A 17,669-nucleotide genomic window follows, 5' to 3' on the forward strand; every position below is an offset into this window, starting at 1 on the left:
CTCGCTTTTGAATAATCTCCGTCTTTTAGTTCTTCTAAGGCTTCGATAGCAAAATCAAAATCACCTAAATCATCTGATTCCTTTTGAAGATTTTCTACAACCTTATCTATCTTCTTACTCGCTTTTGAATAATCTCCGTCTTTTAGTTCTTCTAAGGCATTGACTGCAAAAGAAAAATCTTCAATTTCATTAAGATAAGCTTCTAAGGCCTCTCTAACTATACTTGATTTAGGCTTGGAAAGATTTTTACTCAAATTATCTAAGCGTTCTTTAAGTTCTAAAGGCATTCTAAGGGAATAATTTCTAGTTTCTTGTTTCATTAACTTAACCTTTCTAGGAATGTTTTTGAAAAAATGTAATTGCTTGCTTACAGGTTTTGCAAGTGAATTTGTGTCCTTGTAATTCAATTTTTTGATGGATGCCATAAGGGACATCATGTACTTTACCTGGGCAATTGCATTTATAAAGATAAAATTGCGGCTTGTCATCGTCGCTATCATCCGCTGCTTCAAAGCTGACATCTTTACCTTCGTCTGTTGCTAAAGAAGAGCTTCTCCATTTTTCTACTTTCATGTCTTCATAGAGTATGTGCTCTAAGAGCCATTTTTTTGCTATAATATAAAGCTTTTCTTTAAGATCATTTGTTGATTTGATATCTTTAATAAGATTAATCATGGTTTGTATAATTTCTTTATGAATTTTTTTATGTTCTTCAAATGCTGGATAAGCAATGAGTTGCATATATTTCTCTTCATCATTAAAATGATCTTTCATGTAGTTGAAAAATTCAGCTAAAAGCTCTTTTACTTCATTTTTGCTTACTGATCTATCAGAAACAATTTCAACCTTTGCTGCAAGCTCAAAAAGTTTTTTATGCTGATCATCAATTTTGGCATTGTGCACACTAAAACTGCTGTCCCATTTTGGAAGCATTTTGACTCCTTGAAAAATTTATTTGCATTAAAGATTATAACATAAAAATAAGTTAAATATAAATTAATTTGTATTAAACCATTTTTTCAATATTTTTTGATACAATTTCAAGAAATATCAAAGAAAGGTATCTTGTGGCAGCTAGAATTCTGCTCTTAGAAGATGATTTAAGTTTAAGTGAGATTATAGAAGAATTTTTAATTGATGAGGGCTATGAAGTTTATTTATGTACCAACGCTAAAGAGGCTTTAGAACTCGCTTATGAAAAACATTTTGATGTATGGATATTAGATGTTAAGGTTCCTTTGGGCGATGGATTTTCTTTATTAAAAGAATTAAGAGATTGTGGAAAACAAACTCCTGCTATTTTTATGACTTCTTTAAATACAACAGAAGATTTAAAAGAGGGTTATAATGCCGGTTGTGATGATTATATACGCAAGCCCTTTGAGCTTGCAGAACTTTCAATTCGCATTCAAGCTTTGTTAAAGAGGGCTTTTTCTCATAAAAATGAAGATTATGAAGATTTAGGAAATGGGTTTAAATTTAGCTTTACCTCGCAAATTCTTTACCATTTTGATAAAGCTTTAACTTTGCCAAGTAAAGAGATTAAATTATTATCTTTACTTTTAAAAAATAAAAATAATTTTTTAAGCACTGAAAGAATTTTTGAAGAACTTTGGGAGTATGATGAAGAGCCTAGTGAACTTAGTTTAAGAGCGTATATTAAAAATTTGCGTAAAATATTAGGAAAAGAAAAAATTATCAATCAAAGGGGCAGAGGATATTGCTATGGCTAAAAAAGTCATTAGGCAAATTTTATTGATTTATTTGACTACCACAGGTATTTTTTTAGCGATCTTTTTTACTTTATGGTATCAAAAATTATATGAAGAATTAGTAGTTGTAAAAGGTACTTCTTTAAGGGAAAATCATAGAAATATCATTATAAATATCCTAAATTCTCGTTTTGTTCCCATGAATGAAAGTGCTAGCAATATCGCCCAAAGCACTGGACTTAAATTTGCTATTTTTGATAAAAAACAGGCTATTTTTGATAATCTGGATTTTGATTTTAGAAAAGCAAGGGTTGAGCTTAAGGGTAGGGGAATTTATGATGGTAAAGTATTTTTTCTTGATCGTATGAATACGGATAATTATTTTTTAAAGCATGCAAATGAAGATAATATACATACTGAAAGCGGATTGAAAATTTTAATCCAAGGCGAGGACGTTAAAAAGGATCTTGTTTGGATTAGAGTAAAAGTTTTTTCTTTTGCCATCATGGCTTTTTGTGTATTGGGCTTGATAGCTTATATTTTAGTAAAAATTGCTCTAAAACCATTAGAAGATAAGATCATCACTCTTAACCGATTTATCAAAGATTCAACCCATGAGCTTAACACCCCTTTAAGCGTGATTTTGATGAGTATAGAACAACTTGAAAATCAAAAACTAGAGCATAATACCAAATTTACAAGGATAAAATTAGCTGCAAAAAGTTTGTCTCAAGTGTATTCAGATCTTGTTTTTTATAATTTTCCTAATACCTTAGAGCTTAATAAACAAGAACTTGACTTAAAAGCATTGATTGAAGAAAGACTAGAATATTTTAAAATATTTTTTGAGCAAAAGAAAATCAGTCTAAAGCTTAATTTACATCAAGCAAGTATTTTCGCTTCTAAAAACCAAATTTCTAAACTCATAGACAATCTTTTAAGTAATGCAATCAAATACAACAAAAAAGGTGGAGAGATTTTGGTGGAGCTAAAAACAGGTTTTTTAAGCATTGCAGACACAGGTTGTGGAATTTCAAAGACAAATCTTAAGCACATTTTTGATAGGTATGCGAGATTTAATACTGATCAAGGAGGCTTTGGCATAGGGCTTTCTTTGGTAAAAAAAATTTGCGATGATAATGATATTAAAATCATTTGCGAATCAGTGGAAAATGAAGGCAGTGTTTTTAAGTTAAGTTGGGATACAAAGAAGATCTGAAAAAGGATAATAAAATTTTTGTATTCACTTGCTTGAAGCTCTATAAACACTTTCTTATTTTATAGTTATTATCAATAAAAATTTATTTTTCTATAAAATAAATTTATTAAAAAAGCTGATTTATCTTATACGGCCATGTAAGCTGTTCGTAAATATGCTAAAGAGCAAAGAGGATAGCTGTGTCTGTTGCTACTTAATAAGGCTTGGTATGGGTAAACATACACAGGAAGATCATTTCTTGCGAGATCATTGACCTATGATGATTTAAGCAATTTTTATATTTTAATTTCGTTTTTATGTTTAGATTATATTTTGATAAATGCGAAGATTTTCTGATAAAAGACTCGCTTTGAAAATTTTTATGGCGTGATCATGATATTGTTTTTTATTGTATCTTGGCAGATTTTTAATGCGTATTTTAATTTTTTATTTTTTGTATCTTACAAAATTTGGCAGTTTAAAAAGAAATAATCAGCAAAAATTTGCTGATTATTGGCAGTAGGGCTTACATCATTCCGCCCATGCCACCCATTCCGCCCATGCCGCTCATATCAGGCATTGCAGGTTTATCTTCTTTGATTTCGCTGATTGTTGCTTCTGTGGTTAAAAGCATGCTAGCTACAGAAACTGCATTAAGTAAAGCTACTCTTTCTACTTTAACTGGATCGATAATTCCACTTTCAAGCATATTTACATATTCGCCTTTTGCAGCATCAAAACCTGTATTTTCATCCTTAGCATTTTCAACGCTGTTTACAACTACACCTGCATCAAATCCTGCATTTTCAGCGATTTGTCTTAAAGGTGCTCTTAAAGCTCTTTCAACAATAGCCGCGCCGATAGCTTCATCGCCTTTTAAATCAAGATTGATTTTAGCTTTAGCTTTGATTAAAGCTGCGCCACCGCCTATTACTATACCTTCTTCAACTGCTGCTTTAGTTGCACTTAAAGCATCATCAACGCGATCTTTTTTCTCTTTCATTTCAGTTTCAGTTGCTGCACCTACTTTAATAACTGCAACACCACCGCTTAATTTAGCAAGTCTTTCTTGTAATTTTTCTCTATCATAATCAGAGCTTGTTTCAGCTATTTGAGCTTTGATTTGATTTACTCTTGCGTCAATATTTGCTTTTTCGCCTGCGCCATTTACGATAGTTGTATTATCTTTATCGATGATTACACTTGAAGCTTGTCCAAGATCTTGTACTGTAGCACTTTCAAGAGTTCTTCCAAGTTCTTCAGAGATTACTTCACCGCCTGTTAAAATCGCTATATCTTCAAGCATAGCTTTTCTTCTATCTCCAAAGCCTGGAGCTTTTACAGCAGAGATATTTAATACACCGCGTAGTTTGTTTACAACTAAAGTTGCAAGTGCTTCACCTTCGATATCTTCAGCAATGATTAAAAGTGGTTTTCCTGTTTTTTGAATTTGTTCTAAAACCGGTAATAAATCTTTTAAATTTGCAATTTTTTTATCAAAAAGCAAGATATAAGGATTTGAAAGCTCTACAGTCATTTTTTCTGCATTGGTTATAAAATAAGGACTTAGATAACCTCTGTCAAATTGCATACCCTCAACTACATTTAATTCATCATTGATTGATTTTGCTTCTTCAACAGTGATAACACCATCTTTGCCTACTTTTTCCATAGCATCTGCTATTAAATTTCCGATTTTTTCATCTGAATTTGCTGAAATTGTAGCAACTTGAGCAATTTCTTTTTTATCTTTTACTTCACGAGAAAGTTTTTTAAGTTCGGCTACGATTGCTTCGCAAGCTTTGTCCATACCGCGTTTAACTTCGATAGGATTTGCCCCAGCTGTGATATTTCTTAAACCTTCTTTAAAGATAGCATGTGCTAAAACAGTTGCAGTTGTTGTACCATCACCTGCTTGATCTGCTGTTTTGCTTGCTACTTCTCTAACAAGTGAAGCACCCATATTTTCAAGACTGTCTTTAAGTTCTACTTCTTTGGCTACGCTTACACCATCTTTAGTAATAGTAGGTGCACCAAAGCTTTTTTGGATTAAAACATTACGTCCTCTTGGTCCCATAGTAACTTTTACTGCATCGTTTAATTTTTTAACACCTTCGTAAAGTTTGTTTCTTGCTTCATCTGAAAAAATAATTTCTTTTGCCATTTGTTTATCCTTTTTTATAAATTATTTTAAAATTCCTAAAATATCATCTAAATTTAAAACTAAATATTCGCTATTATCAAGTTTGATTTCTGTTCCACCGTATTTAGCAAATACGATTTTATCTCCATTTGCAATATCAGTAATTTCTTTGCTTACTGCAACAACTTCACCTGTGAGTGGTTTTTCTTTAGCATTATCTGGTATAATTATACCTGAAGCTGTTGTTTTGGTTTCTTCTACGCGTTTTACTAAAACACGCTTTCCTAAAGGTTGAAAATTCATTTTGTCCATCCTTAAAAATATTGATTTTTAGCACTCTTTAATTTTGAGTGATAATATCATACTATAAAAAATGAATTTTGTCAATACTTTGAGTAAAAATATTTATAAAACTTTAGTTAATAAGACTAAAGATAATTAATTAAAAAAACTAAAGGATGTTTAAATGAAGAAAATTCTTTATGGAATAGTGGCTTTTATTGTAGTGCTTTTGATAGCATTTTATACTCTGCTTTTTACTAGCTTTGGTAATAATATAGTCGCAAATTTTATCCAAGATAAAATCAAGCAAAGTACAGGTCTTGATGCCAATATCACTCAGTTTACTCTGCGTTTTTCAAGTCTTGATATTGAGGCAAATTTGGCTAATATGGCTGATTTAAAATTAGAAGGAAATTTGAGTCTTTTTAAGCTCGGTTTTGATCTTGATTATATCATCAATTTAGATAAAAATTATGCTAAAAATTTAGGTTTAAATTTGAATCAAAATTTGGCTTTTTCAGGGAAGATTAATGGAAAATCGAGCGATTTTATGATCAATGGCAAGGGATATTTGTTTGGCTCTAATGTACTTTTGGATGCTAGAATTTATGATTATTCTCCTATCGCTTTAAATTTAAGCGCTAACGATCTTCAAATTTCTGAATTGCTCGCACTTTTTGGACGAGGAAATTTGGCTAAAGGAACCATAGATATAGCAAGTAAAATTTCTGCTAAAGATTTAAAACCTGATGGAAATGCTATCATTAAACTTGATAATACTTATATAAATTATGCAGAAATCAAAAAAGAATTTAATATAGATTTACCTGAGAATTCTAATCTTAAAGCTGAAATTTTAGCAAATATCAAAGATGATACAGTCTATACAGTGAGTAAAATTTATAATAGTTATTTAGCTTTACAAACTCAAAAAACTCTTTATAATCTTATTCAAAATACCCTAAATACAGATTTTGATCTATCGGTTCCTAATCTTGCAAAGCTTGAAAAACTTACCAAAACAAAGCTAAATGGATCTTTGGAAGTAAAAGGCGATGCGAGTGTGGCTAATAATGCTTTATCTAGTTTAAATGCTAATGTTATAGGGCTTGGCGGAGAAGTGAAGGCAAATTTAAAAAACAATCAATTAAATCTTAATGCAAGTAATGCCAGTTTAGAAAAAATACTAGCTCTTATAGGTTATGGTGGTATTGTTTCTGGGAATTTAAATGCAAATCTTGTGAGCGAGGGATTGGACTTTGCAAATTTTAATGCGGATGTAAAAATCAATAATGCAAAATTAAATAGTGCTGAGATTAAAAAAATAGCCAAACTTGAACTTCCAAATACGAGCTTTAGTCTTGATGCTAAAGCCAAGGCTAAAAATGGCAATATATCTTATAATGCGCTCTTAGCATCTAATTTGCTCAATATTAAAAAACTTAATGGAACTTATGATCTTAAAAGTGCGGAGTTAAGTACGGATTTAAATGCTTTTATCGATGATTTATCTCAATTTAATGCTATAGCAGGGCAAAATTTACAAGGCAAGGCAGAACTTAATGCAAAAGCGCATATTATAGGTGCTCAAGTTCAGAATTTAAACGCTGATGCAAATATAGCAGGTGGTTTAATCAAAGCAAATTCTAATGGAAAAAAACTAGACTTAGATATAAACAAGCTTGATCTTTCTAAGGTTTTTACTATTGTGGGTATGCCAAATTATGCAAGCGGGATAGTTAATGCAAAAGCGCGTTTAGATGATATAAATTTTAACAATCTTAATGGCAAGGTAAATATAGATGCTAAGGGTATTTTAAATGCTGCAGTTTTAAGTCAGTTAATGGATAAAAAATTTCCAAACAATACAAATTACGACTTAAATGTTAAAGCGGATTTAAAAAACAATGTTGCTGATTTTGAGGGTGTGTTAAATTCTTCTTTGGCTAATCTTAGTAATTTTAAAGGAAAATTTGACATTAATAAAATGATTTTAAATTCGAATTATGTTTTGGATATTGCTGATTTTTCAAAGTTGGGTTTCTTACTCGATAGAAAGCTCAAGGGAAAAGCAAGCTTTAATGGAAATATCGGCTTTGATAAAACTTTAAATTTTACTGCATTGAGTAAAAATTTATTTGAAGGAAAACTTGATAGCACTTTGAAAAATAATATTTTAAATGCAAAGTTAGAGGGTGTAAATTTAAGCACTTTGGCAAGTGGACTTGATTTTATAGATATATATCAAGGCAAGGCAAATTTAGAAGTTAAGTATAATCTTATAAGCGAGCAAGGAGAGGTTAATGCAGATATGAAAGAGGGTAAGCTTAAACCTAATGCTATCACTGCAGCTCTTAAGCTTATTACCTTAAAAGATATCACTACTGATGTTTTTCATACTGCCAATGCTAAAGCACTTATTAACAAAGAAAATATCAAGCTTGATTTAAATATGCAAGCGGATCGTTCTTATGTCCTTATTTCTTCAGGTATGCTGAATTCTAAAAGTGGAAGCTTGAATTTGCCTTTTGATATCAAGATAGATAGAGCCAATTTTAAAGGCAATATAACAGGAACAACACAAAAGCCCCAAGTTAAACTTGAAGCGGGTAGTGTAGTAAATTCTATTAAAAATATTGTAGGCGATAAAGCCCAAGATGGAGTTCAAAAAGCAGGAGAAAAAGTGGATGAGGGTATCAATAAATTATTGAATAAAATTTTTTAAGGTTAAATAATGTTTAACGGACTTATAAGAGAGATTGCTAAGGTTAAATCTTATCAAAATAATGTTTTAAATTTAAAGGCAAATTATCGCCCTAATTTGGGCGATAGTGTAGCTGTTAATGGAGCTTGTTTGAGCGTGACTAAACTTCATAGTGATGGTTTTGAACTCGAACTCTCACACGAGAGTCGTAAGCACATAGCAGTACAAAATTTAAAAGATAAAGTGCATATAGAACCTGCTTTAAGGTATGGAGATAGAATAGATGGACATTTGATGCAAGGACATATTGATTTTATCGGAAAGCTTGAAAAGATTGAAAAAGATGAAAATGGAATTGATTTTTATATAAGCTTACCTAAAGAAGCAATGAAATTTATGGCAAGAAAAGGCAGTATAGGTATAGATGGAGTTAGCCTTACTATTAATGAAATTGTAGAAAATGGCGTTAGACTAACCATTATACCTATTACTTTTAAGGAAACACTTTTTAAAGAGTATAAAATAGGCCGAGAAATCAATATAGAAAGCGATTTGCTTGCTCGTTATATTTATGCACAAATGCAAGATAAAAATAAAGGATTATCATGGGAAGAAGTGGAGAGAATTACTTATCTTTACTAGATAATCAAAAAGTCAGTGTTTTTTGCGCTTATGATAAAGACTATAATATCTTTAGAGCTAAAGTTCATAAAGAAAATTTATTTTCTCATCTAGGTTTTAAGGATATTGATAAATGTGTTTTTATGGATCAAATTCATTCCAGTAAAGTTGAAATTTATGATGAGAATTTAAAAAATCTAAGTTGTGATGGTTTGATAAGCATAGAGAAAAATACCGCACTTTGTGTTTTAAGCGCAGATTGTTTGCCTTTGATTTTATGGCATGAAAGTGGCGTTATAGCAGCACTTCATTCAGGAAGAAAAGGGAGTTTTGAAAATATTTTAAAAGAGTGTGTGGATAAAATTTATACAAAAAATCCAAATTTAGATATGCAAAAATTTCATCTTTTTATCCTGCCTAGTATTTGTGCTAAAAACTATGAAATAGACGGAGAAATTTTAGAATTTGCAAAAGTAGAATTTAAAGATTTTTTATATGAAAGAAGACTTGATTTAAAAGCTTTAGTAAAATTTCAGGCTCAAAATTTAGGTATTAAAAATATCGTAGATAGTAATATTTGTAGTTTTGATGATAAGACGTTTTATTCTTATCGTCGTGATAAGACTTCAAAACGCTTTGTGAGCGTTGTTTATTTAAAGGGTTAAGAATGTATGAAAAAAAGGATTTAAGAGTATTGAAAATCATTCAAAAAGCTAGAGAGTTTGGGGATGCGGATTTACTTAATGAAGCTTTAGTAAATCAGCTTGTTAATGCTGAATTTAAAGAGATGGAAAGCAAGGAAAGAGAAGGGCTTATAATTCTTCTTAATTCCTTGATTGAGGCTAAAGATAAGGCTTTGCTTAGCAATCCTTAAAATTCTATATAATTTTCAAAATCTTCTTCTTTAGGAGGATTTGGCTTATTAGCAGCTAAAGCTTCGTTTACAATTCCTTTGTATTTTACTATGGTGTTTTTAAATTCTTCCTTGGCTTTACCACTTAGCTCTGATTTGGCAATTTTAACTACTGAAGCAGGATTGATGGCTTTGTTGTTTAGATAAACACCAAAATGCAAATGAGGACCTGTACTCATACCCGTTGATCCTACGTAGCCAATGAGTTGACCTTGATTTACTTTTTGACCTTTTTTAATTTTTGCAAAACGACTTAAATGAGCATATAAAGTCATATAGCCTGAATCATGCTTTACTTGTATGACATTTCCATATCCTCCTTTAGTTCCTACAAAGGTGATCGTTCCTTTGCCTGCACTTTTTACAGGTGTTCCAGTAGGTGCTGCATAGTCTATACCAAGGTGCGCACGGTAGCGTTTGAGTATAGGATGATATCTTGCGGTGCTAAAAGTTGATGATATTCTTGTGTAATTTACAGGCTTAGTTAATAAAAAAGCCTCCACTTCTTTTCCGTCACGATCGTAAAAAATATCATTAAAAGCAAATACTTCTTGAGCATTTTTATTAATTTCTACCGTAGCCATTCTTACAGCGATATCTCCCCAAAGTCTTCCCATGCGTCTTTTTTGCTCGTAATAAAGGGTAACTTCATCGCCTTTTTGGATATTGCGAAAGTTAACACTTCCTCGAAAAGAGCGCACCATAGCACGAGCTAAAGTACTACTACCACTTTCTTCATAAACATCTTGATAGGCTGAACTTTCGATTGTTAAATGTAAAATTCTATCTTCTTTCTGATAAGAAACAGGAGTAAAGGTAAGGGTGTATTGATTGTTTTTATCTTTATAAATATGAATTTGTAAATCATCACTGATTGGAATCAAAACTTGTTCTATATTGTTATTTTCATCTTTTAAAACTTGGTATTTTACTTTATAGGCTATATCAGAAGCAAGTTCTTGATCTTCTCTATCAAGCCCATAATAAAGAGATATAGGGATAGAATTTCTTTGTAAGAATTTAAGTAAAGTATCGCCATTATCCCAAGTAAGCTCCTCAACACTAAGTGCAGCAAAACTTTGAATAACAAATGTAAATAAGAGTAAGAGTTTTTTCATATAAAGACCTTATTTTTCGAGGATTTTTAAATTTTCAAAAGCTATATTTTACTTTATAATTCTTACAATTGCTTAACAAAAAAGGATTATAATACATTAAATTGATTTTTTAAGGAGTTAGTTTGCTTAAATTTCTAGCATTTATTTTAAGCTTAAGCATCAGTCTTTTTGCAGTAGATTTAAATTTAAAGCCTGTAAAAATGGAACTTTTGAAGGTTGAAGACATTTATGGTTATATTGAAGATAGTCCTGATATTAAATTAAACTCAAGCGGAGTTGTTATACAGCGTTTTCAAACTTCAAAAAGCATTATAGCAAGAGCTAGTGTTATAGCTAAAGAAAAGGGTTTGGCAAAATTAAAATTCAGTGTTTTTGCCGATCTTGAACAAGATGCCTTACCATTACCCAATGTTGTGCCGCAAAAGGGTGATGAGGTGGTTTTAAATTTTCTTTATGATAGAGGCTTGGTGATCGCTCCAGATGAACAAACTTATAATGAACTTGTATCTAGCTTTCCAGAAATTTATTTTACCCATATTGATATTTTAGGAGCACAACTCATCCGTTCTTCATCTCTTGCTCCAAAGCGTAGTGATTTTAGAAAATTTTGTGCAGACAATGCTGTGGGAATTTTGATTTTTGCTTTAGAGGATAAGGCAAAGATAGTTGATTGTCAAGATTTTAGTGAGCTTTATGAATTAGCTATACCTAAGCCAAGTAGTATACAAGTTCCTTTTTATTCTCGTATAGGTGGCTATAAAAGTAATTTTTTTGATTTTAATTCTCAAGAAGTGGGTAATTATTATAAATATTATGATGCTTTAATTAATATTCTAAGGTAGATCAATGAAAAAAGAATTTGAACAATATTTTATAAAACTTCTAGGCAGTGAAAATGCCTATTTTGATGATATTCATAAGCGTGCTTATAGTTATGATGCTACAAAAAAGCATTATTTGCCCGATGGAGTACTTTTTCCAAGAAACGAAGAGGATATTTCTCAAATATTAAAATTTTGCAATGAAAACAATATTATCATCATTCCTCGCGGAGCAGGTTCGGGTTTTACAGGGGGTGCTTTGGCTGTCAATGGGGGATTGATTTTAAGTTTTGAAAAGCATATGAATAAAATTTTAGAAATCGATCTTGAAAATTTAGTCGCAGTAGTGCAACCAGGTGTGATTAATATACATTTACAAAGAGAAGTGGCCAAACATGGGCTTTTTTATCCGCCTGATCCTGCTAGTATGGAGTATTCTAGCTTAGGGGGCAATGTAAGCGAAAATGCTGGAGGTATGAGAGCTGCAAAGTATGGCATTACTAAAGATTATGTTATGGCTTTAAGGGCTGTTTTACCCAATGGAGAAATTATTCGTGCGGGTAAGCGTACCATCAAAGATGTTGCAGGGTATAATCTTGCAGGTATTTTAATCGCGAGTGAGGGTTCTTTAGCGGTTTTAAGTGAGCTTACTTTAAAACTTATCGCTTTGCCTAAATTTAAGAAAACAGCTTTTGGAATTTTTCCAAGTGTAAAAAGTGCTATGAATGCAGTTTATAAGAGTCTTGCAAGTGGGGTTAATCCTGTATCTATGGAATTTTTAGATAATCTTAGCATTAGAGCGGTAGAAAGTAAATTTAACAAAGGTTTGCCTGTGGATGCAGGGGCTATTTTGATTGCTGATGTAGATGGCAATGTAAAAGAAGCTATTGATGAAGATTTAAAAATTTTAGGAGAGCATTTTTTAGACGCAGGTGCAAGTCAATTTAAAATAGCTAAAGATGAACAAGAGGCGGCAGATATTTGGTTTGCTAGAAGAAATTGCTCTCAAAGTATAGCTATGTATGGGACTTTAAAATTAAATGAGGATATTACTGTGCCGCGATCAAAACTTCCTGCTTTACTTGAAGGCATAGATGAAATTTCTAAAAAATATGGTTTTAAAATCCCTTGTTTTGGTCATACTGGTGATGGAAATGTGCATACTAATGTTATGGTTCCTGATAAAAATGATGAAGAACAAGTGAAAAAAGGTTATGAGGCAGTAGAAGAAGTATTTAAACTTACTGTGGAGCTTGGAGGAACCTTAAGTGGTGAACATGGAATAGGGCTTTCTAAGGCTCCTTTTATGAAATTAGCTTTTTCTGATGCTGAAATGAATTTGATGAGAAATATTAAAAAAGCCTTTGATCCAAATAATATTCTTAATCCTTTTAAAATGGGACTTTAAAAAGGAAAATATTGAAGAGAATTTTTGCTATTTTGTCTAATTTGCGGGATAAAGAAATTTTAAATTATGCCGCAGCACTTAGTTTTTATACTATTTTATCTTTAATACCGATTTTATTTGTGTGTTTTTCTGTTTTTACGCAAATTTCAAGCTTTAAGGTTTATTATGAAAAAGCTAAACAAATCATTTTTGCTTTTTTAATACCTGCACAACAAGATATAGTTGCTGCTTATCTTGACACGTTTTTAAACAATAGTGTAAATTTGGGTATAGTGGGCCTTATAGCGATGACTTTTACTTCTTTAGCTTTTTTTTCAGGCTACGATTTTGTAATCAATCGCATTACAAAAAATGAGCCAAAAGGACTTTGGCAAAGCATCAGTTCTTACTGGACGCTTTTAACTCTTGTCCCACTAGGCTTAGGACTTAGTTTTTATATATCGGGTTTGATTCAGCAAGCTTTAGATGATTATAAAATAGGTTTTAATTTTTTTGAAATTTTGCCTTTTGTGATTATTTGGGGTTTGTTTTTTATATCTTATTCAAGTTCTATTCATAAAGGTACTCTTAAGAGTTTGATACTAGTTTCCTTTGCAGCGGGAGCTATTTGGTATATAGGAAAGAATTTATTTGTGTATTATATAGTTTATAATAAAACCTATGCCAGTGTTTATGGTTCTTTTTCTACTATACTTTTTTTCTTTATTTGGATTTATATTTCTTGGATTGTTTATCTTTTTGGGATTAAAATTTATTATTTTTTAAATCATAATCATGATAAAGGGGATAAAATTCGCAAAAACACAAAGAAGGGCTAAAATTTTATAACGCATAGCTATAAAAGAGAGTGTAAGATAAGATATTAAAATCCAAGTTGGAATTTTAATATCTATAGCATAAAATTTAATATTAAAAAAATCAATCAATACAGTATCTAAAAGATTCCCATGTGCTATAAAATGCAAACATAAAACCAAAGGATAAAAGACTATAAAAATTCCGCTCAAAATAATAGCTAAGAATTGTTGATAGCTAATAAGAGGAAAAAAATAAAGCACAGGGATGATCATACAAAAAAATGTCCATATGTTCAGTAAAACAATATTTAAGAAATTATGAAAGAATTTTGAAAAATGGTGTAAATACAAAAAAATATAAAAAACTCCCAAACAAGAAAATAAAAATCCCACGCTCAATAAAAGCCTAGGATAAAGAGCTATACAAAGATATATGCTTATAAAGAGGGTAAAAAAGCTTAGAATTTTTATATTTTTACAAAGTAGATAAAAACCCCAAAGAGCCATGATTAAAGAGCGAATATAAGAAGGTACAAAACCTATAAGATAAGCATAGGCAAAAAGCAAGATAAAAATAAAAACGCTTAAATCAAAGCGTAAGCTTCTATAAGGGAAATATCTTTTTTGAAAGAAACTATACAAGGGCGTGAGTATAAAAAACACCAAAGCAAAAAGCAAACCTATATGATAACCACTGATTGCTATTAAATGAGCAACACCATAATAATTAACATCTTTTCTAAGCTCCGAAGAGATGGGTAAAGCAAAAAATAAAGCTCCATAAAATTCTTGTATTTTTTCATTTGTATGTTGGTTTAAAAAATAAGAAATGATAACATTATTTTTAAAATATCCTGATGCTTCAAAACCGTAGCTAGGAGCATAAAAGCTTTTTCTAAGATAATCCTTAAAAGAAATATTGTTTGTAATTATTTTTAAATTTAAAAGCTGATTTTTACTCAAATTTAAATCCTTAAAACTTGTACTATAAAGGATAAAATCCTTTGTTTTAAGTTTTAAAACCCAGTATTTTTTATTATTTTTATTGTATTTTGGATAATAATGTAAAAGCAAGGCATTTTCTACTAGATAATGTTTCTTTTCTTTGAGGGTTAAAAAATGATTGTATTCTAAAAATATATTAAAAATAAAAACGATAAGACCAAATAGGAATAAATAGCGGAATTCTTTAAGGTTTAAATACAAAGAATTCCAAAAAGACATTATTTCTTAGAAAATTTAGCCAAATAAAACCAAATAATTCCAACCAATACGATTAAAAATAAAGGTGCGATATAAGGATAAGAGCTTAATTTGTTAAAAATTGCTTCTATAACAAAACCAAAAGCATAAGCGCTATATCCTAAAAGTACTGCCCAAAGCAAGCTAGCAAGAGTATTGATGATGAAAAATTTAATAAATTGATATTTTGCTATACCTGCAGCTATGGGGATAAAAGTTTTTAAGCCATAGACAAATTTTTGAGTTATAAGCAAAACGACTCCATGCTGTTTGGTTTTCATCATAGCAAGGGCAAGTTTTCGGCGATGATTTTTAAAATAAGGCATAATATCTTTTTTATAGTATTTTCCAAGTATAAAAAGTAAGGTGGATCCTAGGGTATTGGCTACAAAAGCTATGCTTATACATAAAGTTAAGTCCATTTTTCCTTGAGAACTTAAAACTCCAGCAGCCAAAATACCTACCATTCCACCACCTAAAGAATAGAAAAATAAAACTATATAACCATATTTTAATAAGGTATCTATCATATCTTGCATACTGATCCCTTATTTAGCGTATTCTATGGCTCTTAGTTCGCGTATGACATTTACCTTGATTTCTCCAGGATATTGCATTTTTTCTTGAATTTCAGCGGCTATTTCTTTGGCTAAAAGCACGCTTTCATCATCATTTACAAGTTTTGCATTTGCAATGACACGAATTTCTCTTCCTGCATTAATCGCATAAGCGTTTTTAATACCCTCTTTGCTTTTGGCAATTTCTTCAAGTTCACTTACTCTTTTTAAGAAAGCTTCTAAAACTTCGCGTCTAGCACCCGGTCTTGCAGCGCTGAGCGTATCGGCTGCGCAAACAGCTGCTGATTCTATGCTTGTAGCTTCTTCATGTCCATGGTGAGCATAAATAGCATTGATAACCACAGGATGCTCTTTATAGCGTTTGCAAAGCTCTGCTCCCAAATCCACATGAGAGCCTTCAAAATCATGTGTTAAAGCCTTGCCTATATCGTGTAAAATTCCCGCGCGTCGTGCTAAATTTTCATCCCCTCCACACTCAGCAGCGATGATTCCTGCTAAATGAGCTACTTCTAAAGAATGTGCTAAAGCATTTTGTCCATAGCTTGCGCGGTATTTAAGCTTTCCTATAAGTTTAGTGATTTCTGGGTGGACCTTAGAAAGTCCTAGGTCCATCAGTATAGTTTCACCTTCTTCTAAAATAGCATTATCAAATTCTTTACATACTTTTTCATGAATTTCTTCTATGCGCGCAGGTTGAATTCTTCCATCTTCTACCAAAAGTTCAATCACTTTAGTAGCAATAGCACGGCGATAAAGATTAAAACAACTTACTATAATAGCTCCAGGTGTATCATCAATGATGATATCTACTCCTAAAACCATTTCTAAAGTTTTAACATTGCGTCCTTCTTTGCCTATAATGCGCCCTTTTAACTCATCGTTTTTGATATTAACAACATTAATAAGTCTTTCAGCAGCGAATTCTCCTGCAAAACGAGAGGTTGCTTGTGCTATGATATAATTTGCCCTTCTTTTAGCCTCATTTCTAGCTTCCTCCTCGTATCTCCTAACAATATGGGCAATTTCATTGCGTGAGTTTTCTTCTACTTTTTCAAGAATGATATTTTTTGCTTCATCTTGAGTGAGCCCTGCTGAATGTTCTAAAATATTTAAAACATCATTGAGTTTTTCTTGGTATTGATTTTTGAGTTTGTCAGCATCTGATTGTAAATCAAGCATTTGTTTTTTGGAGCGTAGTAATTCTTCTTGATTCTCTTTTAAGCTTTCTTCTTGAAGTTGAAGTTTTTGTTCTTTTTTGGATAATTCATCGAATTTTTGATTGAATTCTTTTTGAATTTTGTGAGTTTTATCCTCATATTTTTTTTTCACTTCGAGTTCGGCATTAAGGATTGAATTTTTGGCATCTTTTAAAATCAATTCGGCTTCATATTCTATGGCTTTTGCCTTCGCTTTTGCTTGCTCGACAAAAATTTCATATTTGGCATCATTGATTTTTTTTGCAACTAAATATCCTATTCCAAGACCGACTATAGCGGTTATAAGTGCGATAAGTGATTCTATCATATTTGTTGTCTTTCTTGTAATATTTTTTATAAGGGTTGATATAAAATTCACCCGCAATATCATGCTCTTGGGTTAATTTTTTTTCACTTATAGCATTGATACTTTGAGTAAAAATTACAAGAGGTTTATAGTTTAAATTTTCAAAAAATCTATCATAAAAACCTTGCCCATGTCCTATTCTTTTTAACTCTCTATCTACTCCTATAACCGGAATGATAGCTATATCAATTTTAGTTTTCAAAAAGGAGTCCATGGGTTCTAATACCCCAAACCTTTTTTTAACAAAAGGTAATCTTAATTTTACAATTTTTAAACTTTTATCTTGCATAAATGGGACAAAAAGTTTATGATTTTTACTAAAAATATGTCTAAATTTGAGTAAATTTGGCTCATACCCCAGAGGAATAAAAATAAGAATATTTTTTGCTTTTGTTTTTTTAATCAAGTTAAAACATTCCTTAAATACTATAAAATCTTGTTTAAATTTAAGTTTTTTGTGTTGTGCGAGGCGGTTTTTTTGCAGAGTCCTAAAAGATGTTTTTTGCATCGTGTGCCTTTTTAAAAATTATTATCTTAACTATGATATAATTTTAACATTTTTTACAAAG

The 17,669-nt window shown here is 31.0% G+C and carries 17 protein-coding genes and 2 pseudogenes; 10 read left to right on the top strand and 9 right to left on the bottom strand.

Annotated elements, in window-relative coordinates; translation table 11 throughout:
• Nucleotides 1–80: 80 nt before the first annotated feature.
• Nucleotides 81–320, bottom strand: a pseudogene (locus AAID94_02790) (ribbon-helix-helix domain-containing protein).
• Between the two features lie 13 nt (nt 321–333).
• The gene (locus AAID94_02795) at nt 334–933 is read right to left on the bottom strand and encodes a bacteriohemerythrin (protein XAK24461.1); all 600 of its coding nucleotides are present in this window, start codon (nt 931–933) and stop codon (nt 334–336) included.
• Between the two features lie 134 nt (nt 934–1,067).
• Here AAID94_02795 and AAID94_02800 point away from each other — a divergent pair, with 134 nt between their 5' ends.
• From AAID94_02800 to AAID94_02810, 3 genes and pseudogenes are all read left to right on the top strand, one after another.
• Complete coding sequence (locus AAID94_02800; protein XAK24462.1) at nt 1,068–1,733, top strand: response regulator transcription factor; 666 nt, start codon at nt 1,068–1,070, stop codon at nt 1,731–1,733.
• Nucleotides 1,726–2,931, top strand: coding sequence for a HAMP domain-containing sensor histidine kinase (locus AAID94_02805; GenBank protein XAK24463.1), 1,206 nt, complete (start codon nt 1,726–1,728; stop codon nt 2,929–2,931). Before AAID94_02800 ends, AAID94_02805 begins: the two co-directional genes overlap by 8 nt.
• A 249-nt stretch (nt 2,932–3,180) precedes the next feature.
• Nucleotides 3,181–3,402 (top strand): annotated as a pseudogene (locus AAID94_02810) (sodium:pantothenate symporter).
• Nucleotides 3,403–3,436: 34 nt separating this feature from the next.
• Here AAID94_02810 and groL read toward each other — a convergent pair.
• Together groL and groES are read right to left on the bottom strand one after the other, a co-directional pair.
• Complete coding sequence (gene groL / locus AAID94_02815) at nt 3,437–5,074, bottom strand: chaperonin GroEL (GenBank protein ID XAK24464.1); 1,638 nt, start codon at nt 5,072–5,074, stop codon at nt 3,437–3,439.
• Between the two features lie 21 nt (nt 5,075–5,095).
• A complete protein-coding gene (groES, locus tag AAID94_02820; GenBank protein XAK24465.1) occupies nt 5,096–5,356 on the bottom strand; it encodes a co-chaperone GroES in 261 nt (86 codons plus the stop codon).
• A 163-nt stretch (nt 5,357–5,519) separates the two neighbouring features.
• Between groES and AAID94_02825 the strand changes: the two genes are divergently transcribed.
• From AAID94_02825 to AAID94_02840, 4 genes are read left to right on the top strand one after another with little or no spacing between them, the layout of a single operon-like run.
• Complete coding sequence (locus AAID94_02825) at nt 5,520–8,060, top strand: hypothetical protein (GenBank protein XAK24466.1); 2,541 nt, start codon at nt 5,520–5,522, stop codon at nt 8,058–8,060.
• A gap of 9 nt (nt 8,061–8,069) precedes the next feature.
• Nucleotides 8,070–8,681, top strand: coding sequence for a riboflavin synthase (gene ribE, locus AAID94_02830; protein XAK24467.1), 612 nt, complete (start codon nt 8,070–8,072; stop codon nt 8,679–8,681).
• Complete coding sequence (locus tag AAID94_02835) at nt 8,645–9,325, top strand: laccase domain-containing protein (GenBank protein XAK24468.1); 681 nt, start codon at nt 8,645–8,647, stop codon at nt 9,323–9,325. Before ribE ends, AAID94_02835 begins: the two co-directional genes overlap by 37 nt.
• 2 nt (nt 9,326–9,327) lie before the next feature.
• The gene (locus AAID94_02840; protein XAK24469.1) at nt 9,328–9,534 is read left to right on the top strand and encodes a hypothetical protein; all 207 of its coding nucleotides are present in this window, start codon (nt 9,328–9,330) and stop codon (nt 9,532–9,534) included.
• Here AAID94_02840 and AAID94_02845 read toward each other — a convergent pair.
• Entirely contained in the window at nt 9,531–10,691 is a 1,161-nt protein-coding gene (locus AAID94_02845) for a peptidoglycan DD-metalloendopeptidase family protein (GenBank protein ID XAK24470.1), read from the bottom strand. The two genes, AAID94_02840 and AAID94_02845, sit on opposite strands and share 4 nt — an antisense overlap.
• A gap of 200 nt (nt 10,692–10,891) precedes the next feature.
• On the opposite strand from AAID94_02845, the gene AAID94_02850 reads away from it, so the two are divergent.
• The 3 genes from AAID94_02850 to AAID94_02860 are packed head-to-tail and all read left to right on the top strand — an operon-like array spanning nt 10,892 to nt 13,738.
• Nucleotides 10,892–11,533, top strand: a complete 642-nt coding sequence (locus AAID94_02850) for a plasminogen-binding N-terminal domain-containing protein (protein XAK24768.1) — start codon at nt 10,892–10,894, stop codon at nt 11,531–11,533.
• A gap of 4 nt (nt 11,534–11,537) precedes the next feature.
• Nucleotides 11,538–12,920, top strand: coding sequence for an FAD-linked oxidase C-terminal domain-containing protein (locus tag AAID94_02855; GenBank protein ID XAK24471.1), 1,383 nt, complete (start codon nt 11,538–11,540; stop codon nt 12,918–12,920).
• A gap of 11 nt (nt 12,921–12,931) precedes the next feature.
• Complete coding sequence (locus AAID94_02860) at nt 12,932–13,738, top strand: YihY/virulence factor BrkB family protein (GenBank protein ID XAK24472.1); 807 nt, start codon at nt 12,932–12,934, stop codon at nt 13,736–13,738.
• On the opposite strand, the gene AAID94_02865 is transcribed toward AAID94_02860, so the two are convergent.
• Genes AAID94_02865 through AAID94_02880 form a run of 4 tightly spaced genes read right to left on the bottom strand, consistent with a single transcriptional unit; the run spans nt 13,682 to nt 17,608 of the window.
• A complete protein-coding gene (locus AAID94_02865) occupies nt 13,682–14,941 on the bottom strand; it encodes a ComEC/Rec2 family competence protein (protein ID XAK24473.1) in 1,260 nt (419 codons plus the stop codon). The two genes, AAID94_02860 and AAID94_02865, sit on opposite strands and share 57 nt — an antisense overlap.
• A complete protein-coding gene (locus tag AAID94_02870; protein ID XAK24474.1) occupies nt 14,941–15,498 on the bottom strand; it encodes a DedA family protein in 558 nt (185 codons plus the stop codon). The genes AAID94_02865 and AAID94_02870 overlap by 1 nt, the downstream gene beginning before the upstream one ends.
• A 9-nt stretch (nt 15,499–15,507) precedes the next feature.
• The gene (gene rny, locus AAID94_02875; GenBank protein ID XAK24475.1) at nt 15,508–17,061 is read right to left on the bottom strand and encodes a ribonuclease Y; all 1,554 of its coding nucleotides are present in this window, start codon (nt 17,059–17,061) and stop codon (nt 15,508–15,510) included.
• Nucleotides 16,982–17,608, bottom strand: coding sequence for a 5-formyltetrahydrofolate cyclo-ligase (locus tag AAID94_02880; protein ID XAK24476.1), 627 nt, complete (start codon nt 17,606–17,608; stop codon nt 16,982–16,984). Before AAID94_02880 ends, rny begins: the two co-directional genes overlap by 80 nt.
• Nucleotides 17,609–17,669 lie beyond the last annotated feature (61 nt).

Origin of the sequence: Campylobacter coli, from assembly GCA_039516895.1 — a bacterium.
Taxonomy (GTDB): Bacteria; Campylobacterota; Campylobacteria; order Campylobacterales; family Campylobacteraceae; genus Campylobacter_D; species Campylobacter_D coli_B.

Bases quoted from the DNA above. Each gene is read 5' to 3' on its own strand.
- AAID94_02795 (XAK24461.1), bottom strand. From the start codon at position 933: ATGCTTCCAAAATGGGACAGCAGTTTTAGTGTGCACAATGCCAAAATT.
- AAID94_02805 (XAK24463.1), top strand. From the start codon at position 1,726: ATGGCTAAAAAAGTCATTAGGCAAATTTTATTGATTTATTTGACTACC.
- groL (XAK24464.1), bottom strand. From the start codon at position 5,074: ATGGCAAAAGAAATTATTTTTTCAGATGAAGCAAGAAACAAACTTTAC.
- groES (XAK24465.1), bottom strand. From the start codon at position 5,356: ATGAATTTTCAACCTTTAGGAAAGCGTGTTTTAGTAAAACGCGTAGAA.
- AAID94_02825 (XAK24466.1), top strand. From the start codon at position 5,520: ATGAAGAAAATTCTTTATGGAATAGTGGCTTTTATTGTAGTGCTTTTG.
- ribE (XAK24467.1), top strand. From the start codon at position 8,070: ATGTTTAACGGACTTATAAGAGAGATTGCTAAGGTTAAATCTTATCAA.
- AAID94_02835 (XAK24468.1), top strand. From the start codon at position 8,645: ATGGGAAGAAGTGGAGAGAATTACTTATCTTTACTAGATAATCAAAAA.
- AAID94_02840 (XAK24469.1), top strand. From the start codon at position 9,328: ATGTATGAAAAAAAGGATTTAAGAGTATTGAAAATCATTCAAAAAGCT.
- AAID94_02845 (XAK24470.1), bottom strand. From the start codon at position 10,691: ATGAAAAAACTCTTACTCTTATTTACATTTGTTATTCAAAGTTTTGCT.
- AAID94_02850 (XAK24768.1), top strand. From the start codon at position 10,892: ATGGAACTTTTGAAGGTTGAAGACATTTATGGTTATATTGAAGATAGT.
- AAID94_02855 (XAK24471.1), top strand. From the start codon at position 11,538: ATGAAAAAAGAATTTGAACAATATTTTATAAAACTTCTAGGCAGTGAA.
- AAID94_02865 (XAK24473.1), bottom strand. From the start codon at position 14,941: ATGTCTTTTTGGAATTCTTTGTATTTAAACCTTAAAGAATTCCGCTAT.
- AAID94_02870 (XAK24474.1), bottom strand. From the start codon at position 15,498: ATGCAAGATATGATAGATACCTTATTAAAATATGGTTATATAGTTTTA.
- rny (XAK24475.1), bottom strand. From the start codon at position 17,061: ATGATAGAATCACTTATCGCACTTATAACCGCTATAGTCGGTCTTGGA.
- AAID94_02880 (XAK24476.1), bottom strand. From the start codon at position 17,608: ATGCAAAAAACATCTTTTAGGACTCTGCAAAAAAACCGCCTCGCACAA.